Annotated in this window: 30 protein-coding genes; 12 read left to right on the forward strand and 18 right to left on the reverse strand. The window is 69.5% G+C overall.

Annotated elements, in window-relative coordinates; genetic code table 11:
- Window positions 1-4 precede the first annotated feature (4 nt).
- Window positions 5-1969: an ABC transporter ATP-binding protein gene (locus tag HF576_RS00130; protein ID WP_168911995.1), complete on the reverse strand. Its 1965-nt coding sequence runs from the start codon at window positions 1967-1969 to the stop codon at window positions 5-7.
- An 83-nt stretch (window positions 1970-2052) separates the two neighbouring features.
- Here HF576_RS00130 and HF576_RS00135 point away from each other — a divergent pair, with 83 nt between their 5' ends.
- The 3 genes from HF576_RS00135 (at window position 2053) to HF576_RS00145 (ending at window position 4631) form a co-directional block, all read left to right on the forward strand.
- Entirely contained in the window at window positions 2053-2265 is a 213-nt protein-coding gene (locus HF576_RS00135; RefSeq protein WP_168910777.1) for a hypothetical protein, read from the forward strand.
- Between the two features lie 126 nt (window positions 2266-2391).
- Window positions 2392-3921 (forward strand): DHA2 family efflux MFS transporter permease subunit, encoded by a 1530-nt coding sequence (locus HF576_RS00140; protein ID WP_205834594.1) that lies wholly within the window; start codon window positions 2392-2394, stop codon window positions 3919-3921.
- 113 nt (window positions 3922-4034) lie between these two features.
- Window positions 4035-4631 (forward strand): carboxymuconolactone decarboxylase family protein, encoded by a 597-nt coding sequence (locus HF576_RS00145; protein ID WP_168910778.1) that lies wholly within the window; start codon window positions 4035-4037, stop codon window positions 4629-4631.
- Here the strand turns inward: HF576_RS00145 and HF576_RS00150 are convergent.
- From HF576_RS00150 to HF576_RS00160, 4 genes are read right to left on the reverse strand one after another with little or no spacing between them, the layout of a single operon-like run.
- Window positions 4618-5127, reverse strand: coding sequence for a hypothetical protein (locus HF576_RS00150; protein WP_168910779.1), 510 nt, complete (start codon window positions 5125-5127; stop codon window positions 4618-4620). The genes HF576_RS00145 and HF576_RS00150 overlap by 14 nt on opposite strands.
- A gap of 25 nt (window positions 5128-5152) precedes the next feature.
- Window positions 5153-5275 (reverse strand): hypothetical protein, encoded by a 123-nt coding sequence (locus tag HF576_RS20510; protein WP_277348797.1) that lies wholly within the window; start codon window positions 5273-5275, stop codon window positions 5153-5155.
- 59 nt (window positions 5276-5334) lie between these two features.
- Window positions 5335-6168 (reverse strand): Fpg/Nei family DNA glycosylase, encoded by an 834-nt coding sequence (locus HF576_RS00155; RefSeq protein WP_168910780.1) that lies wholly within the window; start codon window positions 6166-6168, stop codon window positions 5335-5337.
- Window positions 6169-6204: 36 nt separating this feature from the next.
- Window positions 6205-6495, reverse strand: coding sequence for a hypothetical protein (locus HF576_RS00160; RefSeq protein ID WP_168910781.1), 291 nt, complete (start codon window positions 6493-6495; stop codon window positions 6205-6207).
- Between the two features lie 456 nt (window positions 6496-6951).
- On the opposite strand from HF576_RS00160, the gene HF576_RS00165 reads away from it, so the two are divergent.
- On the forward strand, window positions 6952-7365 hold the full coding sequence (locus HF576_RS00165; protein WP_168910782.1) for a CBS domain-containing protein: 414 nt from the start codon (window positions 6952-6954) through the stop codon (window positions 7363-7365).
- A gap of 57 nt (window positions 7366-7422) precedes the next feature.
- On the opposite strand, the gene HF576_RS00170 is transcribed toward HF576_RS00165, so the two are convergent.
- From HF576_RS00170 to HF576_RS00185, 4 genes are all read right to left on the reverse strand, one after another.
- A complete protein-coding gene (locus HF576_RS00170; protein WP_168910783.1) occupies window positions 7423-9057 on the reverse strand; it encodes an alpha-amylase family glycosyl hydrolase in 1635 nt (544 codons plus the stop codon).
- Window positions 9054-10019 (reverse strand): TIGR03885 family FMN-dependent LLM class oxidoreductase, encoded by a 966-nt coding sequence (locus tag HF576_RS00175; protein WP_168910784.1) that lies wholly within the window; start codon window positions 10017-10019, stop codon window positions 9054-9056. The genes HF576_RS00170 and HF576_RS00175 overlap by 4 nt, the downstream gene beginning before the upstream one ends.
- 74 nt (window positions 10020-10093) lie before the next feature.
- Window positions 10094-11158, reverse strand: coding sequence for a hypothetical protein (locus HF576_RS00180; RefSeq protein WP_168910785.1), 1065 nt, complete (start codon window positions 11156-11158; stop codon window positions 10094-10096).
- Window positions 11136-11648 (reverse strand): RNA polymerase sigma factor, encoded by a 513-nt coding sequence (locus HF576_RS00185; protein WP_168910786.1) that lies wholly within the window; start codon window positions 11646-11648, stop codon window positions 11136-11138. Before HF576_RS00185 ends, HF576_RS00180 begins: the two co-directional genes overlap by 23 nt.
- Window positions 11649-11867: 219 nt before the next feature.
- Here HF576_RS00185 and HF576_RS00190 point away from each other — a divergent pair, with 219 nt between their 5' ends.
- The 4 genes from HF576_RS00190 (at window position 11868) to HF576_RS00205 (ending at window position 15069) form a co-directional block, all read left to right on the forward strand.
- Window positions 11868-12578 (forward strand): GAF and ANTAR domain-containing protein, encoded by a 711-nt coding sequence (locus HF576_RS00190; protein ID WP_168910787.1) that lies wholly within the window; start codon window positions 11868-11870, stop codon window positions 12576-12578.
- A complete protein-coding gene (locus HF576_RS00195; RefSeq protein ID WP_168910788.1) occupies window positions 12575-13303 on the forward strand; it encodes a GAF and ANTAR domain-containing protein in 729 nt (242 codons plus the stop codon). Before HF576_RS00190 ends, HF576_RS00195 begins: the two co-directional genes overlap by 4 nt.
- A 110-nt stretch (window positions 13304-13413) precedes the next feature.
- A complete protein-coding gene (locus tag HF576_RS00200) occupies window positions 13414-13746 on the forward strand; it encodes a hypothetical protein (protein WP_168910789.1) in 333 nt (110 codons plus the stop codon).
- A gap of 135 nt (window positions 13747-13881) precedes the next feature.
- Window positions 13882-15069 carry an aminotransferase class I/II-fold pyridoxal phosphate-dependent enzyme gene (locus HF576_RS00205; RefSeq protein WP_168910790.1) on the forward strand — a complete coding sequence of 396 codons (1188 nt, stop codon included), beginning with the start codon at window positions 13882-13884 and terminating at the stop codon, window positions 15067-15069.
- Between the two features lie 13 nt (window positions 15070-15082).
- Here HF576_RS00205 and HF576_RS00210 read toward each other — a convergent pair whose 3' ends face one another.
- Window positions 15083-15628 carry a putative immunity protein gene (locus HF576_RS00210; RefSeq protein WP_168910791.1) on the reverse strand — a complete coding sequence of 182 codons (546 nt, stop codon included), beginning with the start codon at window positions 15626-15628 and terminating at the stop codon, window positions 15083-15085.
- A complete protein-coding gene (locus HF576_RS00215) occupies window positions 15625-16080 on the reverse strand; it encodes a DUF6194 family protein (RefSeq protein ID WP_168910792.1) in 456 nt (151 codons plus the stop codon). The genes HF576_RS00210 and HF576_RS00215 overlap by 4 nt, the downstream gene beginning before the upstream one ends.
- 72 nt (window positions 16081-16152) lie before the next feature.
- Between HF576_RS00215 and HF576_RS00220 the strand changes: the two genes are divergently transcribed.
- Complete coding sequence (locus HF576_RS00220) at window positions 16153-16881, forward strand: MerR family transcriptional regulator (RefSeq protein ID WP_343234127.1); 729 nt, start codon at window positions 16153-16155, stop codon at window positions 16879-16881.
- Here the strand turns inward: HF576_RS00220 and HF576_RS00225 are convergent.
- The gene (locus HF576_RS00225) at window positions 16857-17414 is read right to left on the reverse strand and encodes a dihydrofolate reductase family protein (protein WP_168910793.1); all 558 of its coding nucleotides are present in this window, start codon (window positions 17412-17414) and stop codon (window positions 16857-16859) included. The genes HF576_RS00220 and HF576_RS00225 overlap by 25 nt on opposite strands.
- A 96-nt stretch (window positions 17415-17510) precedes the next feature.
- On the opposite strand from HF576_RS00225, the gene HF576_RS00230 reads away from it, so the two are divergent.
- Complete coding sequence (locus tag HF576_RS00230) at window positions 17511-17894, forward strand: hypothetical protein (RefSeq protein ID WP_168910794.1); 384 nt, start codon at window positions 17511-17513, stop codon at window positions 17892-17894.
- A gap of 24 nt (window positions 17895-17918) precedes the next feature.
- Here the strand turns inward: HF576_RS00230 and HF576_RS00235 are convergent, their stop codons facing one another.
- The 4 genes from HF576_RS00235 to HF576_RS00250 all read right to left on the reverse strand — a co-directional run bounded on the left by HF576_RS00235 (window position 17919) and on the right by HF576_RS00250 (window position 21414).
- Window positions 17919-18500 (reverse strand): alpha/beta fold hydrolase, encoded by a 582-nt coding sequence (locus tag HF576_RS00235; RefSeq protein WP_168910795.1) that lies wholly within the window; start codon window positions 18498-18500, stop codon window positions 17919-17921.
- A 71-nt stretch (window positions 18501-18571) separates the two neighbouring features.
- On the reverse strand, window positions 18572-19645 hold the full coding sequence (gene ychF / locus HF576_RS00240; RefSeq protein ID WP_168910796.1) for a redox-regulated ATPase YchF: 1074 nt from the start codon (window positions 19643-19645) through the stop codon (window positions 18572-18574).
- A 42-nt stretch (window positions 19646-19687) separates the two neighbouring features.
- Entirely contained in the window at window positions 19688-20299 is a 612-nt protein-coding gene (locus HF576_RS00245) for a dihydrofolate reductase family protein (protein WP_168910797.1), read from the reverse strand.
- 356 nt (window positions 20300-20655) lie between these two features.
- The gene (locus tag HF576_RS00250) at window positions 20656-21414 is read right to left on the reverse strand and encodes a class I SAM-dependent methyltransferase (protein ID WP_168910798.1); all 759 of its coding nucleotides are present in this window, start codon (window positions 21412-21414) and stop codon (window positions 20656-20658) included.
- An 87-nt stretch (window positions 21415-21501) separates the two neighbouring features.
- Here HF576_RS00250 and HF576_RS00255 point away from each other — a divergent pair, with 87 nt between their 5' ends.
- The gene (locus HF576_RS00255; protein WP_168910799.1) at window positions 21502-22104 is read left to right on the forward strand and encodes an exonuclease domain-containing protein; all 603 of its coding nucleotides are present in this window, start codon (window positions 21502-21504) and stop codon (window positions 22102-22104) included.
- Window positions 22105-22144: 40 nt separating this feature from the next.
- Here the strand turns inward: HF576_RS00255 and HF576_RS00260 are convergent, their stop codons facing one another.
- Window positions 22145-23191, reverse strand: coding sequence for a hypothetical protein (locus HF576_RS00260; protein ID WP_168910800.1), 1047 nt, complete (start codon window positions 23189-23191; stop codon window positions 22145-22147).
- Window positions 23192-23200: 9 nt separating this feature from the next.
- Between HF576_RS00260 and HF576_RS00265 the strand changes: the two genes are divergently transcribed.
- Window positions 23201-24541 (forward strand): DNA recombination protein RmuC, encoded by a 1341-nt coding sequence (locus HF576_RS00265; protein ID WP_168910801.1) that lies wholly within the window; start codon window positions 23201-23203, stop codon window positions 24539-24541.
- 9 nt (window positions 24542-24550) lie between these two features.
- Here the strand turns inward: HF576_RS00265 and HF576_RS00270 are convergent, their stop codons facing one another.
- Window positions 24551-24775 (reverse strand): UDP-N-acetylmuramyl pentapeptide phosphotransferase, encoded by a 225-nt coding sequence (locus HF576_RS00270; RefSeq protein ID WP_168910802.1) that lies wholly within the window; start codon window positions 24773-24775, stop codon window positions 24551-24553.
- Window positions 24776-24789 lie beyond the last annotated feature (14 nt).

Here is a 24789-nt window from a genome sequence, read left to right on the forward strand (position 1 = left end):
GGGCTCAGACGACGTCGGGTGCGGCGTCGGCGCGGCGCTCGGCGTGGTCGGCCGGCGGAACCGACCCGGCGATGTCGAGCTCGGTGTCGAGCACCCGGGTCGTCGCGAGCTGCTGCGCGGCGAGCTCGGCGTAGAGTCCTCCCGCGGCCAGCAGCGACGCGTGCGTGCCGGACTCGACGATACGGCCCGCCTCGACGACGTGGATGATGTCGGCGGCGATCACGGTCGACAAGCGGTGGGCGATCGACAGTGTGGTGCGCCCGCGCGCCGCCGCGTCGAGCGCCTCCTGCACGACGCGCTCCGATACCGTGTCCAGCGCCGACGTCGCCTCGTCCAGCAGCAGGACCGGAGGGTCCTTCAGCAGCACGCGGGCGATCGCGATGCGCTGCTTCTCGCCGCCCGACAGTCGGTAGCCGCGTTCTCCCACGACGGTGTCGTAGCCGTTCTCGAACCGCTCGATGACGTGGTGGATGTTGGCCGCGCGGCACGCGGCCTCGAGCTCGGCATCCGTCGCGTCCGGTCTGGCGTACCGCAGGTTCTCGCGGATCGTCGCGTGGAACAGATAGGTCTCCTGCGACACGATGCCGACGTGGTCGATGATCGACTCCTGTCGCAGGCGCCGCACGTCCTCCCCCGCGAACAGGACGGCGCCGTCGGATGCCTCATACATCCGGGGCGTCAGATACAGCACCGTTGTCTTGCCGGCGCCGGACGGGCCGACGAACGCGACATGCTGCCCCGGCTCGGCCACGAACGAGACGCCGCTGAGCGTCGGACGGGCGTCGGCGGTGGCATCCGGATACCGGAAGACCACGTCGCGGAACTCGATGCGTCCGATCGGGCCGGGCGCCTCGTCCACCGTGATCGCGTGCGGGTCGTCGCGGATCGCGGGGACGAGATCGAGGTACTCGAAGATGCGGGCGAAGAGCGCCGCCGAGGTCTGGAGGTCGAGCGAGACCCGCATCAGGCCCATGAGCGGCATGAGCAGACGCGCCTGCACGGTCGTGAACGCGACGACGGTGCCGGCGGTGATGGCGTCGGTGCCGCCCACGATGAAGTAGCCCGACACGAGGTAGATCACCGCGGGCACGCTCGACATCAGCACCTGCACGACGGCGAAGAAGCCCTGCCCGCTCATGGCGCGGCGCACCTGCAGCCGCACCTGGTTGCGGTTCTCGTCGGCGTAACGCGTCGACTCGGTGCGCTGCCGGTTGAACGACTTCGAGAGGAGGATGCCCGACACGCTCAGGGTCTCCTGCGTGATCGAGGTCAGCTCCGACAGCGATTCCTGCGTCTCGCCCGCGATGCGGGCCCGCACCTGCCCGACCCGCCGTTGCACGATCACGAGGATCGGCATCATGACCACGGCGATGATCGTGAGCCGCCAGTCGATCAGGATCATCGCCACCAGCGAGGCCACGACCGTGACCGTGTTGCCGAGGATGCTCGTCACGGTGTTCGTGAGCACGCCCGAGACGCCGCCGACGTCGTTCTGCAGGCGTGACTGGATGACGCCGGTCTTCGTGCGCGTGAAGAACCCGAGCTCCATCGCCTGAAGGTGATCGAACAGCTTGACGCGCAGGTCGCCGGTGACGCGGTTGCCGACCGTGGAGGTGAGCCACGTCTGCAGCACCCCGAGGGCGGCGGAGAGGAGGAAGAGCCCGATCATCAGCCCGACCAGTCGCCACAGCAGCGGGATGTCGGGTGTTCCGCCATCGACGGGGAAGAGCGCGTCGTCGAAGATGCGCTGCACCAGCAGTGGCGGGATCACGGCGATCCCGGCACCCACGACGACGAGCACGCCCGTGATCGCTATCGACCACAGGTACGGACGGAACAGCGCGACCACGCGGCGCCCGAGGTGGGGGATCTTCGGTGCCTCGGCGTTCAGCCGTCGTTGCGCCTCGTTGTCGACGGGGCGGAATCCGGGATGGCCTCCGCCACCACCGCCGCCTCCGCCACCGCGCATGCTCACGCACGCCAGCCTAACGAGGCCCCCGGACGCGGCGGCCGTGGCTGCCCGAACCGGATCGGCGGCGCTAGGCTGACGCCATGACCTCGACGTCCGGCACCCCCGAGCACGACGGCAGCGACCTCGCGGAGCTGCGCAAAGAGATCGACGCCCTCCAGGCGATCCCGCACGAAGAGGTCGTCAACCCGATGCCCAAGAGCGTCGAGGAGCGCGAGCCGACGCCGCACGCGACCGACGCGATCGGCTCCGAGAAGTGGGACGAGTCCGCACAGGACGAGACGCTCGAGGACTGATCCGCCGGATTTCACGATCCGTTTCCCGGAATCGGGAATGCGATGTCGGCGCCCGTCGTTATCGTGGAGGCTTGCCATCCCTCGGGTGGCGTTTTGCTGTCCATCCGAGCCGCGAGGAGACGACCTATGGCCGCCATCGACACCACTCCCGGAACAGGCAGCATGCCAGCTGTGAATCCCGCCGCCGCGGCGACCGTCCCGACACTGGGACGTGAGGAGAGCCGCGTCATCTGGCTGCTTCTCGCAGCTGCGTTCGTCGCCATCCTCAACGAGACCACGATGGGCGTCGCGATCCCGCACCTCATCGACGACCTCGGCATCACCGCGCTCGCCGCGCAGTGGCTGACGACCGCCTTCATGCTGACGATGGCCGTCGTCATCCCGATCACCGGCTTCCTTCTGCGCCGTTTCACCACCCGCACGATGTATGTCGCGGCGATGGGCCTCTTCTCGGCCGGCACGCTCGTGGCGTTCCTCGCGCCCGGCTTCCCGGTCCTGCTCGTCGCCCGCATCGTGCAGGCATCCGGCACCGCGATCATGATGCCGCTCCTCATGACCACGCTCATGACCGTCGTTCCGGCGGCGATCCGCGGGCGCATGATGGGCCGCGTCAGCATCGTGATGTCGCTGGCTCCGGCCATCGGCCCGACACTCGCCGGTGCGCTGCTGGGCGCGTTCGAGTGGCGCTGGATCTTCGGCGTCGTCCTGCCGATCGCCGTCGTGGCACTCGTCGTCGGCGCCCGATGGATCCACAACCTCGGCGAGACCACACGCGCCCCCATCGATGTGCTCTCGGTGATCCTGTCCGCCCTCGGGTTCGGCGGTCTCGTGTTCGGACTCAGCCAGCTCGGCGGAGGCGGTCATGGGACCAGCGCCGAGGCCGCGGCCGCCACGGCCACGTCGAACGCGACGCTCGTCGCGGCGCTGGCCGTCGGCGTGATCTCGCTCGGCCTCTTCGGCTGGCGTCAGGTGCTGCTGCAGCGAAAGGACGACGCGCTGCTCGACCTGCGGGTCTTCCGGTCGGCGAACTTCTCGCTGTCGATCGCCCAGATGGCCATCATGTCGATGGCGTTCTTCGGCGCCATCACCGTCGTTCCGCTGTACCTGCAGCGCGTTCTCGAGGTCAACCCGCTCGTCACCGGGCTGGTCGTCCTTCCCGGCGCGCTGGCGATGGGTCTGGCAGGTCCGGTCATCGGCCGCATCTACGACCGCTGGGGCACGACGGTCCTGCTGGTCCCGGGCGCCGTCATCACCACGGCCATGCTGTGGTTCTACACGACGTTCACGGCCCACACGCCGGTCCTGCTGATCGCGGTCGCGCAGACGGTGCTCTCGTTCGGCCTCGCACTGTCGTTCACACCGCTGTTCACCGCGTCGCTCGGCTCACTGCAGCCCCGGTTCTACTCGTACGGCTCCGCGGTCCTCGGCACGGTCCAGCAGGTGGCCGGTGCGGCCGGCATCGCGCTCATGTTCGGCGTCATGTCGGCAGCGAGCGCCGCGGCCGCCGCGGGCGGCGCAGGCGAGATCGCCGCCGAAGCGGCGGGCACGCAGGCGGCGTTCTTCGTCGCCGCGATCCTCGCACTGCCGCTTCTGGTCGGCGCGTTCCTGATCCGCAAGCCGGCCGACCAGCCGATGGGAGCTCCCGTCGCGCACTGAGCCGCCGGCCCACCCGGAGAGCAACTGATCGGAACGGATGCCCCACCCCTCGACGCGGGGGTGGGGCATCCGTCATCCTGGATGCCCGCCCCGCGCGCCGACCGGAGGTTCCGATGATCGTCAGCACACCCGCCATCGACGAAGCGACGGGTCACGCCGCCGAGATGTTAGACGAAGACCTCCGCGCGGACGGGTTCGTCTTCGCGTACACCAGCGCGATGGCCGTGAATCCTGCGGCGCACGAGGCGTTCGTCGCTCTCGTGCGCGCGATCGTGCCCTCCATCGGCGTGCGCACGTACGAGCTGGCGACACTCGCCGCAGCACGGGCCATCGGATCGCCGCACTGCCTCCTCGCCCATGCCCGCAAGTCCCTGCGCGCCGGCGTTCTCGACGAGGACCAGCTGGAGCGCTTCGCGCGCACGGGTACCACCCCAGGACTGGACGAAGCGGACGCGGCCGTCGTGGCGTTCGCCGAGAAGCTGTCGGTCGCGCCCGGGACCATGACCGACGCCGACACATTGCGGCTGCGCGACGCGGGGTTCACCGATCGTCAGATCGTAGACATCACCCTCGCGGCAGCCGCCCGCAACTACTTCAGCCGTGCGCTCCTGGCGCTGGCGGTGCCGGTCGACGACGTCCCTGGGCTCAGTCCCGGTTTGTCCGCTGCGCTGCGAACGGCGACGCGCCGGCGCGACGTCAGTGGTGGATAGTCGCCTTCAGAGCGATCAGGATGCCGCCGAACGCCGCGGTGATGACACCGCCCAGCAGCCGTGAGGTCCAGTGGGTGCTCCACGCCGCGACCGCGATCCAGCCGAGCGCACCCAGCATCACGGTGTTGACGATGAGAGCGAGCCAGATGGCGAGGGTGTCGTCGATGAGGTCCGTGGTACCGAGCAGCAGGATCAGCAGAGGCGGCACCGACGCCACCAGCAGCCCGAGGGAATGACGGGCCGACGCGAGCAGGCTCTCTCCGAGCCCCGCCTTGCCGTCGGTCATCGCGAGGCGACCCAGCGTGCCGGCGTAGACGTGGGCGAGGAAGAAGACCACCACCGTCACGGCCGTCGTGACGAGGGCGTTGACCGACGTGCCGACGATGGTGCCGCTCACGACGATCATCCCCGACACGAGGATGAGCCCGTAGACGGCCTCCTCCGACATGAGGACGCGGGCCAGTCGCGGGGTCACCCGCAGCTGCTCGTCGGTCACGGCGTGGGTTCCCCGGTGGGGCGCGTCAGCCGATGCTGCAGCTGCCGCCACCGCAGCAGGAGTCCGACGACTCGACCACGGTGAGAAGGTTCTTGTCATCCGGCACGGGCTGGAGGGTGACCGGGGACGGGAGCTGCGACGTCGTCATGGCGACCATGCTACCCGCGCCACGTCGACGCGGCCGCGCACGTCATCACGACACCGACCTCACAGTGGCGCGTCACCGGTCTGACACGTCGGGCAGTACTGCGCCGAGGCGCCCGAGAAGGTGAAGTCGCGCACCGTGCCACCGCATACCGGACACGCCTCACCCGTGCGGCCGTGAACCTGCATCGCCGCGACCTTGGCGGCCTTCAGCTGATCGATCGGGATGCCGCGACGAGCTTCGATCGCTCCCCGCAGCACGGCGACGGTCGCCTCGAAGAGCCGCTGCCGCTCTTCGTCGCCGAGGACGGCGGCGTGGGCGACCGGCGAGATCTTCGCGGCATGCAGGATCTCGTCGGAGTAGGCGTTGCCGATCCCGGCGAGCGATTCCTGCTCCTGCAGGATCGCCTTGATCTGCTTGCGGCGCCCACCCAGCGCGGCGTCGAAGGCCGCCCGCGAGAAGCCCGGATCGGCGGGATCCGGGCCGAGTTTGGCGACCGCCGGGACCTCGGCCGGATCCCGCACGACGAAGAGTCCGAGCGAGACCCAGGTGCCGGCATCCGTCATCTGCATGGCCGCATCGCCCGAGAGCTCGAACGTCGCGAGCGATGGAGGCTGATCCGGGTCGGCCTCGATCGCGTCACGCTCACCCTCGACCCAGCGGATCCAGCCGTGCCGCCCGAGCGACACGACGAGGCTCTCGTCGCCGAGCTTCAGCTCGATGTGCTTGCCGTGGCGCGCAGCGCCGGTGATCGTCCGGCCGATCAGCGTCGCGGGCGTAGTCGCCCGCGTCTTGACGATGCGGAACTCGAGCACGTCCACGGCATCGATCTGCCGGCCGGATGCGGCAGCGTCGAGGAATCCGGCGAGCGCATCGACCTCGGGTGACTCTGGCATGCGCCCATCCTGCCACCGGCGACGGACACGTCCCGGTCAGGCGTGCGCGGGCGGACGATGCGGGATCGGCTCGGGCTTGAGGGACCCGGCTCCGCGAGAGCGCTCGACCATCTGCACCGCAGCCCGGAACATCCCCTCGAGCGACGGATAACGGGCGACGCCGAAACCGATCGAGACCCACACCACTTCGTACAGGCCGCTGTCGAGCAGTTCGACGTAGGCGACGATGCTGGCGGCGTCGCTGCGCGCGACGCTGCGGTCGCAGAGCCGCCACGAACGCTCGGCCAGCGGCACGAGCGCCAGTTGATGGACATCGTCACGGTACATTTCTTCCTCCTGTGCGCACGACTACTCGTGCCGATCTGCCGGCATGGGTCGCGCGCGCTCGAAGCGCCGACGCTCGGCCGCTTCGGGCGGCCGTTCATTCGCCGCTGCGCGGTCGGTTCCCCGTTCCGGGTCGGCGGTCCGCGCCGCGTCCCGTTCGTGTTCGGTCGGTGCGACGGTGCGTCGACCACTCGAGGTATGGGCCATGGCGAACCTCCTGAAAGAAGGATGCGCCGCCTCGGCAGCCGGGGCGAGGGGCTTGACACATCGGCCCCGCCCGGGATAGTCCCCGCGGGACGCCGCGACGCTCCCGGGCCGAGTCCGCGCTACGCGCGCTGGAGCGGGGTGTCAACCCCCTGCGCTTCGGGCCTCGCGCGTCCGTAGCGTCGCTGACGAACAGTGCCGGAGCGACCGTCCGCACGGGTCGCGACGGCAGCGCCGAACCGAGAGGAGCAGACCATGACCGTCGCCCGTGACATCATGACCCCCGACCCGCGCTGCGTGGGCGAGAACGAGACCCTGGTCGATGCGGCACGCCTGATGGCGTCGCTCGACGTCGGCGCCCTGCCGATCTGCGGGGAGGACAAGCGGCTGAAGGGCATGCTCACCGACCGTGACATCGTGGTGAAGTGCCTCGCGCAGGGCGGCGACCCTGCGACGACGAGCGCCGGCTCGCTGGGCGAGGGCAAGCCGATCACGATCGGGGCCGACGACGACATCGTCGAGGCGCTGGACACGATGAAGCGCCACCAGGTGCGCCGCCTGCCCGTCATCGACGGCCACGACCTCGTCGGCATCATCAGCCAGGCCGACGTGGCGCTCGCACTCGCGCCCGAAGACACCGGCGAGACGGTCGCCGAAATCTCGGAGTGACTCCGGCCGCAGCATCCATCGCGCTGGCAGGTGCCGGACCGTCATGGCCGGCACCTGTCATCCGTCCTCCCCGGCCCGCAGCCAGCGGAACCCGTACCCCTCCATGTGAAGGGTCAGCCGGCCCGCCTCGGACCGCAGCACGCCCGGTGACAGCAGATCGGTGAGCGCGTTCGCGCCGGTGTCCTCGATCGTCACCGTCGTCGCGGCGTCGCCCAGATTATGCACAGCGACGAAAGTGCCGGTGTCGGCCGTGATGCGGTGTGCGAACACGCTGCGCTGGCCGGTGTCGATGATGTCGTAATCGCCCCAGCCGATCTCGGGCGTGGAGCGATAGCGGAACGCCAGCTTGCTGATGAAGTGCATGAGCGAGCCGGGATCCTGGCGCTCGTTGCGCACGTTGACGAGATCCGGCGCATATCCGCCCGTGGGAAACGGGACGGGAAGCCGCGAGGGCGGGGCCGTCGTGAAGCCGCCGTTTGGTCCCGGAGTCCATTGCATCGGCGTGCGCATCGCCTGCCGTCCGGGAAGCTCGGGGTTCTCGCCCATCCCGATCTCTTCGCCGTAGTGCAGCACAGGATTGCCGGGCAGCGAGAACAACAGGCTGTACGCGAGGTGCAGTCGCCGCGGGTCCCCGTTCAGCATCGGCGCCAGTCGCCGCACGATGCCGCGGCCGTAGATGCGCTGGGACGGGTCCGGTGCGAGCGCTTCGAACACCTCCTGCCGCTCGGGCTCGCGCAGCATCTCGAGCGAGAGCTCGTCGTGATTGCGAAGGAAGTTGGTCCAAGCCACCGGCTCGTCGGTGGCGGGACGGGACCGCAGTGCACGCTCAAGGGGCCGGGCATCCTGGCGTGCCAGCGCGAGGAACAGCGACTGCGTGAGAGTGAAGTCGAACTGCGCGTCGAGTTCGTCGCCGCGCGTGCCGCCGAAGTACACGAACTGATCGCGGTGGGGCAGGCCGACCTCGCCCAGCAGCATCCCCTCACTCGACCGGCGCCGTGTGAACCGCTTGACGTCGCGGAGGAACTCATGCGGGTCGGCCTCATCCGGCGCGCCCGGCGCCGAGAGCAGGAACGGCACGGCGTCGATGCGGAACCCGGCGACCCCGAGCGCGAGCCAGAACGCGATGATCTTCGCGATCTCGTCGCGCACGTGCGGGTTCGCGAGGTTGAGGTCGGGCTGGTGCCGGTAGAAGGTGTGGAGGAAGTACTGCTCGGTGCGAGGCTCCCATTCCCAGACGCTGTCCTCTTCGCCGGGAAAAACCGTGTTCGCCGAATCGCGGGTCGGCCGGTCGCGCCATACGTAATAGTCGCGGTACTTCGAGGCGCGGGAGCGCTTCGCCTGCAGGAACCAGGGATGCCGGTCCGAGGTGTGATTCACGACGAGATCGATGATGACCCGGATGCCGCGGCTCCGCGCCGTACGGAGGAACTCGACCACGTCGCCATGACTGCCCAGCCGCGGGTCGACGCCGTAGAAGTCGGTGACGTCGTAGCCGTCGTCGCGGTCAGGGGTCGGGTAGAACGGCATGAGCCAGATGCAGGTCACGCCCAGATCGGCCAGATAGTCGACGCGGTCGACGAGTCCGGAGAAGTCACCGATGCCGTCGCCATCCGAGTCGGCGAACTTCTCGACGTCGAGGCCGTACATGACGGCGGTCTTCCACCACAGATCGCCGGTATCGGCGACCTTCACGAGAGCCCGCGGATCGCTGCGAGCAGGCCCTCCCCGCAGCGCGCGAGAAAGTCGCTCTGGTCCTTGCCGACGTGGTGCAGGAACACCTCGTCGGCGCCGGTCGCGGCGAGCGCGGCGACGCGCTGCGCCACTTCGCTCTCGTCGGCGGAAACGAGCACGCCCCGGCGCAGTGCGTCGACGTCGTCCGGATCCGAGACCCGGTCGAATTCCTCCGGCTGCATGATGTCCCACATCAGCTCCGCCGGCGCGGTGGAGTGACGCCACTGGTCGGTCGCGATCCGCAGCGCCTCGGTCTCGCTTCCGGCCAGGCTGACGTGCACTTGGACAGCGCACGGGCCGGTGCCCCCGGCATCCCGGTAGGCCGCCAGGATCCCGCCGACGGCATCGGGGTCGTGGCCGACCGTGATGAGACCGTCGGCCCACGATGCCGCCCACGCCGCGGTGGGCGCGGAGGCCGCGGCCGCACGCAGGGGCGGCGCTTGCGAGGGCCGACTCCAGACGCGCGCGTCGTGCGCCTGGAACATGCCGTCGTGGTCGACACGCTCACCCGCGAGGAGGCGCCGTATGACGGTTGCCGATTGCAGCAGTCGTTCCTGCCTCTCGCCCTTAGGGGGCCACGCGTCGCCGGTCACGTGTTCGTTGAGCGCCTCGCCGCTGCCCAGGGCCGGCCAGAAGCGCCCGGGGAACATCTCGCCCAGCGTCGCGATCGCCTGCGCGGCGATCACGGGGTGGTACCGCTGGCCCGGCGCCGTCACGGTGCCGAACGGCAACGACGTCGTCGCCAGCGCCGCGCCGAGCCAGCTCCATGAGTACCCGGACTCCCCCTGCGCGAGGCCCCACGGTGCGAGGTGGTCAGAACACATGGCTCCGTCGAAGCCGACGCGCTCCGCCTCCTGGACGTCTGCCAGCAGCTGCGAGGGAGGGATCTGCTCGTGGGAAGCGTGGTAGCCGAGAAAGACCATGCTCCCAGCCTGAGCCTGCCGCGGAGGACCCGCCACGGCGTTGCCTCATGGCCGGGATCGTGGTACCGCAGCGATCAGCGAGTGTCGGGGTCGACACCCCAGAGCTGGTAGCTCATCACGGACCCCGTGGGCAACGGCACCTCGGGATCGTCGTCGAGGTAGATGGTCTCGCTGGCGACGATGTGGCCCGTCCCGCTCGAGACCAGCAGCACCTCTTCGTGGCCCCCGTCGCCGGAGACGGCCGAGAGGCCGAACACCTCACGCCCGGCGCGGTCCTGGGTGAGGCCGAGCAGCCGGAGCTCCGGGTACTCGCCCAGCACACTCAGCAGATCGGCCTGCTGCGCGTTGGTGAGGGTCCAGTGGTTGAGGAGGTCCTCGACGGCTCGCAGCGCCCCGGTGGTATCGCCTTCGGACATCGCAACGGCCTCGGCGACGTAGGCGCGGTAGAAGTCCAGCCCGCTCCCCGGCACCAGGAACGGCAGCGGCTCACCGTCGATCATCATCTGCTCGCCGGGGATCTGGTCATCGCGCAGCACGGATCCCTCGGGCGCGAGGTCCTCTCGCGTCGGCGGCTGCTCGCCCTCGCCGACGACGTACGAGCGTCCGGCGGTGACCTTGATGCGCATGTCGAGGTTCTCTTCCCACGTCGTGGTCATCACCTCCGGGGAGATGACAGTGCCCTTGTCGGGGCCGTCCATCGTGATGTGGGCGTACCACGCGATCGTCGTCGCCTCGCGCAACGGCTCGGCGGGACCGGGGCTCTCCGCCAGCCGGTCGCGCGCGCGTTCGAGATGCTGTTCGAGAGTGAGATCGGATGCTTCGTATCGCAGCGGAGGCAGGCCCTGTGCCGCCGCGGGCGCGGGGACGGCGAAGGGGTTGACGACCAGCACGACCACCACGGCGACCAGGGCGGCCGCCAGCGCCGGCAGCGACACGCCCCACCACAGACGGGCGCGGCGCGTGCGCCGGCCCGGTGCCTGCCTGTCAGCGCCGGCGGCGTCGGCATTGATCGCGGCGGTGATGCGCGCCCAGGTGCGCTCCTGCCGTTCGGCGAGCTCGTCCTCGCTCAGGTGCCGCGCCGGGTCGAGCGCGCGGATCAGGCGGCCGAGCTCCTCATCATCCATCTCGTTCCGACGCATAGGTCTCGGCCTCCTCTCTGTCGCTCGGGGGATCCGTCGGCCACGCGGCCCGCAAAGTCGCCTTCGCGCGGCTGATCCGCTTCCACGCCGCCTGCTCCGAGCACCCCAGCACCACCGCGATCTGCGCGGCGGTCAGTCCATCCCAGTAGGCGAGCTGCAGGATCTCGCGCTGCGCGCTCGGGAGCTGGCCGAGCAGCCGGTCGAGGGTGTCGAGTGCGCTCCGGTCTTCGTCTGAAGCGCCCCTGAGGTCCGCGTCGCGGAGGGCACGCCGCTCACGCGCCTGCCGGCGCAGTTCCGCCTTGACGAGGTTCCCCGCCGTGCGAATGAGCCAGCCCACGGGCTGCGGGTGGTCGTCGGGCAGCTTCCGCCATGCGAGCTCGAACGTCGAGGCGACGATGTCGTCCACGCCCGGGCCGCTCAGCCGCCGGGTCGCGAAACGGTGCACCGCCGCGTACTGCGCGCGGTAGAGCGCCTCGAACCCGTCTCGCATACCCGTCCTGAACCCGGAACCAACCTCGCAATGCTCTCACGTGCGGCCGGCGCCTTTTCGACGGCAGCGCTGGCGACCGTGCCATCCGCCGCGGTGCCATTCGCGACGGTGCCGTCCACGATGGTGCCCATCCGGTTCACCCCCTTCGGCCCCTCACCTGGGAATGCCCGATTGGGCGCGATCCTGACCGAGGTTCGCTGTAGCGTGGGAGGACTTGCCATGACTGACGCATTCGACATCACCCTCGAAGAACTCGAGCGGTCGGCCGACCGCCCCGAGCGATTCAGCTCGTCGTTCCTCGCGGTGCTGCCCGTCACGGGCGCAGCGGTCTCGACCGTCGGCCGGGTGATCGGCAGCGAGACGGTGTCGGCGACGGATGACGTCGCGGCGCGTCTGGACGAGCTGCAGTTCGACCTGGGCGAAGGGCCCTGCTGGGAGGTCGTCGGGGGCGCGAGCTTCGTCGCAGAGCCGGATTTCCGCAGCGACGGGGCACGTCGATGGCCGCGCTTCGTGGCTGCGGGGGCCGCTCGGGACGAGATCGCCTCGATGTTCGCCCTCCCCCTGGTCGTTGGCGACCTGAGGTTCGGGGCGGTCGATCTCTACTCACGGAGCAAGCTGGCGCTCGACGACGGCCACATCCGCCAGGCGACGGCGCTGGCCGAGATCATCGGGCGCCACGTGCTGCGCGATGCCCTCTCGAGCCTGGAGGCCGACACTCCAGCCGATGCCAAGCCGTACTCCCGCCGCGTGGTCCACCAGGCGACCGGCATCGTGCTCGCGCAACTCGGGCTCTCGCCCGAAGACGCACTGCTCGTGATCCAGGCCCACGCCTTCGGGACCGGCGCGAGCGCCTTGCAGGTGTCGAAAGACATCGTGGAGGGACGGTTGCGCTTCGTCCGCCAGGAATCGGGGATCGAGGCGGCGACATGACAGCGCTCACGCGCGAGGCTCGGCTCCTCGAGACGTTCGCGATCCTCGCCGACACCCTGGTCGACGACTACGACGTCGTCGAGCTGCTGCAGACCCTGGTCGACGCGTGCCGCGATTTGCTGGACACGACGGATGCCGGCATCCTGCTCGCCGACTCCACCGGCGTGCTCGAACTGATCGCGTCGACCAGCGAGGCCGCCCAGCTGGTCGAGGTCATGCAAGTCGGCGCGGAGGCCGGGCCGTGCATCGAGAGCTATCGCACCGGCGACCGCGTGTCCCTGCCGAACATCGAGGATGCGCCCGCGATCTGGAGCGAGTTCCGCCGGACCGCGCTGGACAACGGGTTCGCCGCCGTCGAAGCGATACCGATGCGCTTGCGCGACGTCACGATCGGCACGCTCAACCTGTTGCGGTCGACACCGGGGTCACCTCCCGACGACGATGTGGCCGCCGCGCGCGCGTTCGCCGACGTCGCGACGATCGGCATCCTCCACGAGCGGACCCTGCGCGAATCCGAGGTCCTGTCGACCCAGCTGCAGACCGCGCTGAACTCCCGCGTGCTGATCGAGCAGGCCAAGGGGGTCGTGTCGTTCACCGCGGGCGTTCCCGTGGACGAGGCGTTCACTCTGATCCGCACGTATGCGCGCGGGCACGGACTGCGTCTGAGTGACGTGGCCGCGCGGCTGGTGCGCCGAGAGCTGCATTTCGGCCCGGACACGCGCTGACTTCGATCCCAGCAATCTCTCGGGTGCGGGCTTCCTGCGCCAGGACTAGCGTGGAAGCTCTACCCCAGACCCGGTAGCCGCAGTCTCACCATGCGTATACAGGGGCCACAATGAAGATGCTGATCACCGAGGTCGGTTCGTACCTCACCGGGAACGCCATCGCCGACGCGGTCTTCGACTACTGGCTGGCGCTCACGCGCGAACACCGAGCGGACGTCGTGCGGGTACCGATCATGAGCTTCGACGGCACCACCTCCCACGTCTCGCTGACGATCGGCTGGATGACGTCGCTCGCGGCGATCGACCGCGACGACATGGCCGACCTCGAGGACGGCGAGGCCGTGGCGCGTCTCGCCGACAAGACGCGCGCTCTGCAGCCGAACGGCGACCGGCCGATGGCATCCGCCGACGTCAGCGACATGTCGCTCGGCGACGTCTTCTGACCTTCGCCGCGTCACCGAACCCCGCCCGCGATCATCCGCCCTGTCTCTGACCGTCCCGCCGGTCATTGACGTGGCTCCTCCCCGTTGGGATGCTGACCAGGTCACGTACACACTTGGGGACGAAGGGTGATCACTGTGGCGATATCGAGTCGTGCCGCTCAGGCGAAGTCCTCCGTGGACGTCGTGACGACGTTCCTGGCACGCATCCGTGCCCTCGCGGATGATCCCGGCACGCTGGATCTGACCTTCGGGAATCCGCACGAAATGGCGCTGCCCGGCTTCACCGCCGCCGTGCGCGCGCAGGTCGAGCCTCAATCGGTGGACTGGTTCGGATACAAGGCCAGCGAGCGCACGGCACAGGAGGCGGTCGCGGCCGGACTCAGCGCGGAGCTGGGCCTGCCGTTCGAGCCCGAAGACATCGCGATGACCCAGGGCGCGTTCGGTGCCATCCTGCTCGCGCTGGCTCTCTTGACGGATGCCGCGGACGAGGTGGTCATCCCCGTGCCGGGCTGGTTCTGCTACGAGCCGATGCTGCACGCCGTCAACCTTGTTCCTGTGCGCGCCGCGCTCAACCCGGTGACTTTCGACCTCGATCTCGACGCGATCGCCGGCGCCATCACTCCGCACACAAGGATCGTGATCGTCAACTCACCGGCGAACCCGACCGGCCGGGTCTACGCGAAGGAGACGTGGCACGCTCTCGCCGACGTCCTCGAGCGCGCCTCGCAGACGCACGGGCGCCGGATCTGGCTGCTCTCCGACGAGCCGTACCGGCGGATCCGTTTCGACGGTGTGGACTTCGCCTCTCCGGCCGCGGTCTACCCGTGGACCGTCATCGACTACAGCTATGGAAAGGTGCTCCTGACCCCCGGACAGCGGCTCGGGTATCTCGCGCTGTCCCCTCTCATCCCCACCGAGGAGCGCGAAGAGCTCCGCGACGCCCTCATGCCACTGGGGCTGGCGATCGGATGGGGCTTCCCGGATGCCGTCATGCAGTACTCGGTGCCCGCGCTCGAGGTGCTCACGATCGATCTGGCCGAGCTCACGCGCAAACGCGATCGGCTCTACGGTGCGTTGACGGATGCCGGACTCGAGGTGACGCGTCCCGAAGGCACCTTCTACCTCTGGGGGCGTGCGCCCGGCGGCGATGCGGTCGCCTTCTGCGATGAACTCGCCGAGCGCGGCGTCTACGTGATGCCCGGCACGCTGTTCGATCAGCCGCAGCACTTCCGCATCTCGTTGACGGCGACCATGGACATGATCGAGGCCGCACTCCCCCATCTGCTCGATGTCATCGCGGCGCGCCGCGGCGAGGCAGCGTGACGCGCTGAGCCGGTCAGGCGCGCCCGCCTCCGTGGAGCGCCGACTGGATCTCGCGGATGTTGGAACCCAGCTCGCCCGACGCCAGCAGCCCGGCGCCCAGCGGGCCGGCGGAATCCTCGCCCAGTGCCGGCAACCTCCGGAGCGCGGCAGCGACGTCCTGCGGCATATGATCCAGCTGCCACCGCACCTCCGCCTGAGCCGCGTCCGCACGGCCGGGTGCCGCCAGACCCGCCGCCTTGGCGGCATAGGCCGCCGCGCCCAGCGCATGCGCGCCCATGTGCGCGACGCCCGCCGCCTGCGCGGCCGCCCGCGCTGCCGCCACCGCCACCGCGTCGCTCACCCCACTGGCCGCGCGTCCGGCCACGAACCGTCGGCGGATCTCCGCGGTGGCGGTCAGCTCACCGCGAGCGAAGGCGCGTGCCCGGGCGATCGCGTCGCGCGGCCGGTCGTCACCGGGCACCGCGGTCTCGAAGAGGGGCAGCACGCGCTCGGCACAGTCCGCCGCCCATGCCGCGACAGTGCGGCGATCCGCTTCGCTGAGCGTCTGCGGCGAGCTCATTCGACGGCTCCTTGCCGGCCGCGGCGGACGGAGCGCGCCCGTGCCTCCTCATGGGCTGTGCGCAGCAGCGAGATCACCGCGGCCCCTGTCCCGCCAGCCGGGTTCACCACCGACACCCACCCCGCAGCGCCGTAGAGCGGGTGTGCGAAGAAGGCATCGGTCTGTGCCGGTGCGGCCTCAGGATCGATGGTCTTCGCGGCGAGCTCGCGCCCGACGTGGATGTTCACCCGGAACCGTCCGGGCGTGCCCAGCTCGGACGTCTCGTCGTCGGGATAGTCCTTGGTGATGATCGTCCCGTAGGGCTGGGTTCGTTCCGGCATCACGCCGTCGGGCGCGTAGTAGAAGAACGCGTCGCCCCACGCGAGCTGAGGGTACGGGCCGCTCTCGTCGGGAACGACCACGAGCGCTCCCTCCAGTGATCGGACGGCATCCACGATCTCTTGATACTCCATTCCTCCATGGTGGACTTCATGTGCTTATGTGGACTTTGATCATGGGCTCGGTAGTGAATCCAAGGAGGCGGAGTGACGAACCCTCCAGAGCAGTTGCTGACCACCGCGGCCGTCGGCCGGCTCGTGGGGTACTCCGTCCAGCAGGTGCGCGACCTCGAGCGCCTCGAGGTCATCCCGCGCGCCGAGCGCGCTGCGAACGGCTACCGCAGCTACGACGACCGCCATGTCACGGCGCTTCGCGCCTACCGGGCGATCGCGGCGGCGATCGGTCCGGTGCCGGCACGTCGGATGTTCCCGGCTCTCGTCGCGGGCACGGTGGACGATGCCGCGGAAGCGATCGACGACCTGCACGCCGGGATCGCGCGTGATCGCTCGGACGTCCGACAGGCGCTCCGCGGCCTCGAAGCCGTGCTGGCGGACCCGACGGATGAGTCCGACGAGCGCGACGTCATGGCGATCGGCGAGCTTGCCGAGGCCCTCGGCGTGCGACCGTCCGCGCTGCGGCACTGGGAGGATCAAGGGCTCGTCCATCCCGCCCGCACGGGCGCATCGCGCCGCTACGACGTCCGGGCGATCGCCGAAGCCCGGCTCGTGTCGGTGCTGCGCGCGGGCGGCTACGGCATCCCGCAGATCGCGCGCGTCCTCGGGCAGTGGCGCACTGATGGTCTGACCGCCGAGGCGACGGCGCTGCTGCAGGCACGGCTCGCCGACCTCACCCGCCGCAGCATCCGTCTGCTCGAGGGAGCGGGCCACGTGCACGCTCTGCTCGACGGCCGTCAGCGCGCGACGGCGCGCCGGTAGCGCTCGAAGACCACCCCGTCGCCGAAGGTGCGGGTCTCGGCGAGTTCGAGGGGGATGTGCTCGGTGACGGGTGGCAGGAACGGCGTCCCGCCGCCGACCACGATCGGGTTCCGGAACATCCGGAACTCGTCGACCAGTCCCAGTGCGATGGCGGCTGACGCGAGCCCGGCACCGCCGATCTCGACGTCTTTGCCCGTTGCCGCCTGCGTCGCGGCGACTTCATCGGCGAGGGATGCCGCAGCCAGCCGCGCGTTGCCTTCCACGTGATCGAGGGTGCGCGTGAAGACCACCTTCGGGATCGCGCTCCACGCATCGGCGAACGCGTCCGCGTCCTCGCTGTCGCGGAGGGCCGGGTCGGTCTCCCACGGCAGCATGGTCTCGTACAGCTTCCTGCCCAGCAGGCAGGCGCCGAGGTCGCGGACCTCTTCGACGTGGAACCGGAACTGCTCGTCGCGTGGAGCGCTCCACGCGAACCCTCCCTCGCGATCGGCGATGAATCCGTCGGCGGAGACACTCATGGAATAGACCAGCATGAATCAGTCCTACCTCACGCCATCGGCAGAGGATGTCAACCCCCGCGACCGCGAGCCGCTCCGAGGGCGATGCTGGAGTGGACGCGAGGAGGAACGATGACCGATCCGAACTCAGACGCACACGGGCCGATGAGGCTGCCGGACGAGCAGCCGCCGGCGAATCCGACCGACCTCAGCAATCAGCCGGCGTTGCAAGCCGGCGCCGCGTCGCGCTGGCTCGTGCCCTCGGGAGTGCTCGCCGTCGTGGCGATCGTGCTCTTCTGCTTCGCGTTCCAGCTGCAGCTCGTGCTGCCGATCATCGGCATCGTCTATGTGGCGGTGATGTGGGTGTTCATGCTCGTGGTGTCACGCCGAGCGGGCGGTGACAGGGCCGGCATGAACCGCCGCCTCGCCTGGTTCATGGGCGCGATGGCCGCCGGAGCCCTGATCGTCGCGATCGGCATCTACATCGTCGAGTCCACACGCCTGCCGTGGACCTGACGCCGTACGCGCAGAGCGCGGCATTCAGTCCCAGTCGAGGTACTCCTCGATGACGACCGCGGTCTGGATCGGATGCGTGAGCGGGAACAGATGACCCGCGCCGGGAATGCTGGTGATGCTCGCGCGATCACGCGCGGTCGCGTGCAGACGCTCGCCGTTCGCGGGCGGCGTGACGTCATCGTCGGCCCCCTGGATGATCAGTACGGGGATCGCCGGGGGGAGGTCGATCTGCTCGTCCTGCACACCCAGCAGAAGCACGCCGTTGACCCGACCGGTCTGCTCCGCGGCGAACGCCCTGGCGACGGTGCCGCCGAACCCGTGGCCGCCGATCCAGGTGTGATCCAGGCCCAGGTGGTCCAGAACGGCCGCGATGCCGTTCGCACGCTCGCTGAGACCTTCACCGTCGCCCGGCAGATCCGACACGGGCGGGGTGCTGATCCGCACGACTCGGAAGCCCGCCTCCTCGGCGAGATAGTGCCCGACGACGCCCAGCGCGTCGCGCTCCAGCCCGGGCTCGGGAATCAGCACCAGTGCGACCGGACCCTCGCCCTCATCCACGTATCGGATCGCGCGGCCGTCGGGCTCGAAGATCTGGATTTCGGTCATGACGGAGCATCCTCTCGCGTAGGGACTGATCGTGGTGTGCCGACCCGGATGGGCGGGCCGGATGACGCGGGTCAGACGTTGAAGCGGAACTCGACCACGTCGCCGTCCTGCATGACGTAGTCCTTGCCCTCGAGACGGGCCTTGCCCTTCGCACGGGCCTCGACCACCGAGCCGGTCTCGACGAGGTCGTCGAACGAGATCACCTCGGCCTTGATGAAGCCCTTCTCGAAGTCGGTGTGGATGACGCCGGCGGCCTGCGGAGCCTTCCAGCCCTTGCCGATCGTCCACGCGCGGGCCTCTTTCGGCCCGGCTGTCAGATAGGTCTGCAATCCGAGCGTGTCGAAGCCGATGCGGGCCAGCTGATCGAGGCCGGACTCCTCCTGACCGGTGGAGGCGAGCAGTTCGGCGGCGTCCTCCGGGTCGAGATCGATCAGCTCGGACTCGATCTTCGCGTCGAGGAAGACGGCCTGCGCCGGCGCGACCAGCGCCGCCAAAGCCGCCTTGCGCTCAGCATCCGTCAGCACCGCCTCGTCGACGTTGAAGACGAAGATGAAGGGCTTCGCAGTCAGCAGGCCCAGCTCACGGATCGGCGCGAGGTCGATCCCCGCGGCCGACAGCAGTTCGCCGCGCTGAAGCGCGTCCTGCGCCGCCTGCGCCGTCGACAGCACGTTGGGGTCGAGCTTCTTGCCCTTGACCTCCTTCTCGTACCGCGTGATCGCCTTCTCGAGCGTCTGGAGATCGGCGAGCTGCAGCTCCGCGTTGATGGTCTCCATGTCGCTCTGCGGGTTCACCGCGCCCTCGACGTGGACGACGTCGTCGTCGTCGAATCCGCGCACGACCTGGGCGATCGCGTCCGCCTCACGGATGTTGGCGAGGAACTGGTTGCCCAGCCCCTCCCCCTCGCTGGCGCCTCGCACGATGCCGGCGATGTCGACGAACGACACCGCGGCGGGGAGGATCCGCTCGGAGTGGAAGATCTCGGCGAGCTTCGCAAGTCGCGGATCGGGCAGGTTGACCACCCCGATGTTGGGCTCGATCGTCGCGAAGGGATAGTTCGCCGCGAGCACCTGATTCTTGGTCAGGGCGTTGAAGAGGGTCGACTTGCCGACGTTCGGGAGACCGACGATTCCGATGGTGAGAGCCACGGGCATCCAGCCTACCCGCCGCTGACGTGCGAGCCCGGCCGCTCAGTGCGGATCCACCCGCCACCGCATCAGCACGTTCCCCGACTCCTCCCAGACCCGTGTGCCGAGCAGCTTCAGGGCGACCGGAGGACGTGAGTCGAACAGCGGCACGCCCGTTCCCGCAATGAGCGGGAAGGTCACGAGGTGCAGCTCGTCGACGAGGCCCGCGTGCATGAGGTCGTTCCAGAGCACGCGACCGAGGAGGATCAGGATGCCGCGCCCATCACCCTGCTTGAGCTCGCGGATCTCGTCACGTGCCTCGGCGATCGGCACGATGTGCACGTTCTCATAAGGCGCGAGGTCGTCCTCGGTGATCGTGTCCGACACGACGATCTTCTCGACGCCGAGGATCAGCTCGGCGAACTCTCGCCGGATATCGGTGGCGGTGGCGTCACCACGGACTCCGGTCCAGTATTCGAGGTTTCCCAGCGCGGAGCGCCGCCCCGAGAGGACGAGCGTGTCTGATTCGCGCAGCAATGCGGTGGTGTGGTGATCGAACGAATCGGCGCCGGCATAGTCCGGATGCTGGTGCTCGAAGAACGACGCGATGTCGTGGTGGTCGTCCTCGTAGCGGCCGTCGACGGTGACGAAGTTGCAGACGGTGAGCGTGCGCATCGCCTCACGCTAGCCGGATCGGCGGCGCCGATCCACCTGGAGGTCCAGATCGAAGCTTGTGACGAATCTGGGGCGAAGAATCTATGGCGCTGCCTGGGTCATGAGATCTTGCATAGACGTCCATAGGTGCGCAATTACGGGCTCCTCTGCGTGTTTCTTCTTGGTAGATTCGAACCTGTGTACCAATGTTGGTATATGACGGACGTTCCGGAGTTGGATCCGTGGGATCCGTGGGGTGCGCGCACCCTTCTAAACCCGAGGGCCGCTGGGGCCGTCGCGGGATCACACCGGCCGCAGTCACGCCGAACCTGTGGGCTGAACCGCGCCCGCGCGTGGTTGGCCGCTCGCAGACGCCGTCAGCCGCGGATGCCGCGATACGCGCGTGTCACGTAGGGAATCTCGACGACCTCGGCGCCGGACTCGTCCCGGCGTCGCTGCGCATCGAACAGGTCTCCCACCGCGGCCAGTATCTGCGCGCGTTCCTCGGCCCCCGCGGTGATGATGTAGCTGCGTGACGACACCATGTCGAGGAACGCGGCCCGTCCGAGCGTGCGCGTCCAGTGCCACCGGTGCTCTTCGAGGGGGCCGATCGGCGCCGAGACCTGCGCGCCGCCGTCGGCGAGCATCGTCTCGGCGTGACTGCCGTGCATCACCCGAGTGAGTTCGGCGATCCACGGGACAGCCTCGTCGCGGATGTTCCACACGAGCCCCAGCACACCACCTGATCGAAGCACGCGGCCGGCCTCCGCGGACGCGGCCGCCACATCGACCCAGTGCCACGCCTGACCGAGCAGCACGGCGTCGAGCGAGGCGTCGGGCAGCGGCATCCGTTCGGCAGTTCCCACGAAGGTGGGAACGCCATGGACGTGCTCGCGCAGCTCGGCGAGCATGCTGGAGTCGGGGTCGATCGCGACGACGTCCGCGCCCGCCTCGACGATCGTGCGAGTGAGCTTGCCGGTTCCCGCGCCGACATCCGCGACACGGAGGGCGCGATCGTGCTGTCGGACCGGCGCGAGCATCCAATCCACCGCTTCTCGCGGATAGTCGGGCCGGCCCGACTCATAAGCCCCGGCCACAGCGCCGAACGACACCGACATCTCTTCGCGGCTGCTCATACCTCGAGCCTATGACGCCGCCGCCGGGCCGTGCCGAGCACGGCGCGCCTGACGCGGGGATCCCCGACGCCGGGTGAGTCTGAGGAGGTGCCTCTGGATTTCACCGCGATCGACTTCGAGACGGCGAACTCCAGCAGCGCCTCTGCGTGTGCCGTCGGGCTCGTGCGTGTGCGCGACGGCGAAGTGGTCGACAAGACCGGGTGGCTGATCCGGCCGCCGGCCGGACACGACGTGTTCTTCGAACTGAACACGCGCATCCATGGCATCCGCGCGGAAGACGTCATCCACGCAGCGACGTGGACCGAGCAGCTCCGTGCACTCACCGCGTTCGCGGGCGACGACGTCCTGGTCGCTCACAACGCCGGCTTCGACATGGCGGTCATCAAGCGTGCCTGCGACGCCACAGGTGACGACTGCCCGCCCTACCGCTACGCCTGCAGTCTTCAGGTCGCCCGCAAGGTGTACCAGCTGGACTCGTATCGCCTGCCGTTCGTCGCCGCCGAGGCCGGTTTTCCCGACTTCCCGCATCACAACGCCACGGCGGACGCCCTCGCGTGTGCGCACGTCATGATCGACGCAGCGCGCCGCCTGGGCGCCGACGACGTCGACGCACTCGTCGACGCCGCGGGCGTGCGTGTCTCGCAGATCCACATCGCCGAGGCGCCGGCGATCTCGTTCGCCGTCGCCTGATCCAGACCTCGCGACTCGCAGCGGCACCGAGGGTTCGGGCTCAGCCCTCCGGGGCGCGGTACTTGTTCTCGGGTTCCCAGAGGATGTCGGCCCTGTCGTCCAGTTCCACTGCCACCGCACCGGTCGGGTCGGTCAGCACGATGGCGCGGGTCCCCCCGACGGGGACCCGGTCGGAGTCGGTCCGCATGTGAGCACGCACCACGTCGCCGCCCTCCGGCGTCTCGAAGCGCACCTCGACGGTGAAATGAGGCTGGTCCCACACCCAGTGATTGCGGAAGTCGACTCGGGTGAACACGCCCTCGTGCCGCGTGCCGGAAAGCTGCAAGCGTTCGAGCGTGCGCTGGCGCGACCGCGCGTGATGCAGCGCTCCCGGCAGGCGCGCGAGCTGCGTGGCCGCCCAGACGGCCCAGACCGCCCCGACGAGAGCCCCCACTTCGCGCGGGATCTCAGGTGCCGTGGCGATGTTCGCCAGGTCGAGGGGCGGCATCGGCTGCGCCTGCACACTGGCCGCCAGCCACCAGGCGGCGCTGAGGGCCTGCCCGCCCGTCACGGTGAGACCCGCGAGCAACCCCGCGACCCGGGTCTGTCCGAAGGTCGACTTCGCGCGATCGCGCACGTTGAGCGACTCCCTCACCGCGAAGAAGCCGACGATGAGCGCTGCCACGGTGGCCCATGGACTGCCGAGCGTCTGAGCCACTTGCGAGGCTGGCGCCAGTGCCAGCAGAGCGGTGAAGGGCACGGATGCCGCAACCGCCCACAGGGCACTGGCCGCCAGCATCCGCAGCACGAGCCCCGCGCTGAGCCGTCCGACCGGCTGCCCCGGAGCCAGCGTGGTCATGCGACTGCCGCGATCGGTGGTCGACAGCACGGGCACATCGAGCACAGCGTCCGACGTGCGATCCGTCCGTGTCGGCGCCGAGCGGTCGTCGTGTGCTTCCGATGCCATCTCTTCCCCCAGTACGCCCGACGGTAGCGCACCCCGACTCGTCACCGCGAGCGGAACAGCGGCTATCGGCAGCGGACGGACGCCGGCCGTTCGAAGCGCCGTCGGGCGCGCCACCGAGCCGATGTCGGGGGTGGCAGGCACCCTGGGACTATGGACGCCCTCCTCATGTCGACGCTCGCGATCGCGACGCTCGTGCTCGGCGCGCTCGCCGGCTGGACGGCGGGGCTCGCACGAGGCGCCGCACGCTCCGTCCGTGAGACGGCAGACCTGCGCGCGCGGCTGGCCGCGTCCGAAGCGGCACATCACGGCGTGCAGGCGCAGCTCGACCATCAGCACTCGCTGTACCGCGAGCTGGCGTCCCAAGCCCGACACGATCAGGCGGCCCGCGAGGAGCGCGAGCGTCGCGAGCAGTCGGTGCTGCGCGCGCTGGCACCCGTGCAGGAGACCCTCGCCGCGATGCACCACAAGGTGGACGAGCTCGAACGCGACCGGCACACCCAGTTCGGCACGCTGGCAGAGCAGCTGCGCCGCGCCCACGAGTCCGACGAGGCGCTGCGCGCGACCACCGAATCCCTCGCCGGAGCGCTGCGCTCGGGCGCGACGCGGGGCGTGTGGGGAGAGACGCAGTTGCGCCGCGTCGTCGAAGCAGCAGGCCTGACCCATCACGTCGACTTCGACCTGCAGGCATCCATCACCTCCGATGCGGGAGCCGGACGCCCTGACATGGTGATCCGCCTGCCCGGAGACAAGGCGATCGCCGTCGACGCCAAGGTGCCGCTCGACGCGTACCTCGAAGCCAGCGCGATCCCGCTCACGGCGCAGGGGCCCGAGGCGGCCCGCCGCACTGCCCTGCTCGGCAGGCACGTGAAGGCCGTGCGCTCGCACGTGGATGCGCTCGCCCGCAAGACCTACTGGGCGGGGCTGTCGTCGAGCCCCGAATTCGTCGTGTGCTTCGTGCCCAGCGAATCCCTGCTGGCGGCCGCGCTCGAGGCCGACCCGTCGCTGCTGGACTACGCCTTCAGCAAGCGGGTCGCCCTCGCGTCTCCCGTGAACCTGTGGGCGGTGCTCAAGACCGTGGCCTACACCTGGACCCAGCAGGACGTCTCGCAGGAGGCGCGCACCTTGTTCGAGCTCGGCAACCAGCTCTACGAGCGGCTGGGCTCGCTTGCCTCCCATGCCGACGACCTGCGGCGCGCGATCGAGCGGACCGTCGACAGCTACAACCGCTTCGCCGGCTCGCTCGAGACCCGCGTACTGGTGAGCGCCCGCAAGTTCCCGGGCATCGACGCGACCAAGCTCGACGCCGTGAGTGAGCCGGCGCCGATCGAGAAGTCACCGCGCCGGCTCACGGCCCCCGAGATGCTCGACCGCACGCTCGAAGAACCCACACGCGAACAGCCGTCGCGTGATCACGCACTGGGCGAGCCGATGCCGACGGCGATCGCGGAGCTCGGTGATGTGCGCGCTCGCATCGGCGACCCGAACGGGTAGCCGGAGAAGTCAGGCGCCGCCGGGGACGAAGCTGAGCAGGACGATCACCGCAGCCGAGACGCCGACGAAGGCGCCGACCATCCACCATGCGCTGAGCTCGTGGCCCTCCTCGCGCCGCACGCGCAGGAGCACATCAGGACGCCGGGCGGGGTCCACGGCGTTCTTCACGACCGCGTTCTGAACGACGGCATGAGCACCGGTCTGAGGCGAGGACTTGCCCACCGTTGCGGACATCGACAACCCCCTAC

The organism is Microbacterium salsuginis, assembly GCF_012524205.1.
In the GTDB taxonomy this organism is placed as follows: domain Bacteria; phylum Actinomycetota; class Actinomycetes; order Actinomycetales; family Microbacteriaceae; genus Microbacterium; species Microbacterium salsuginis.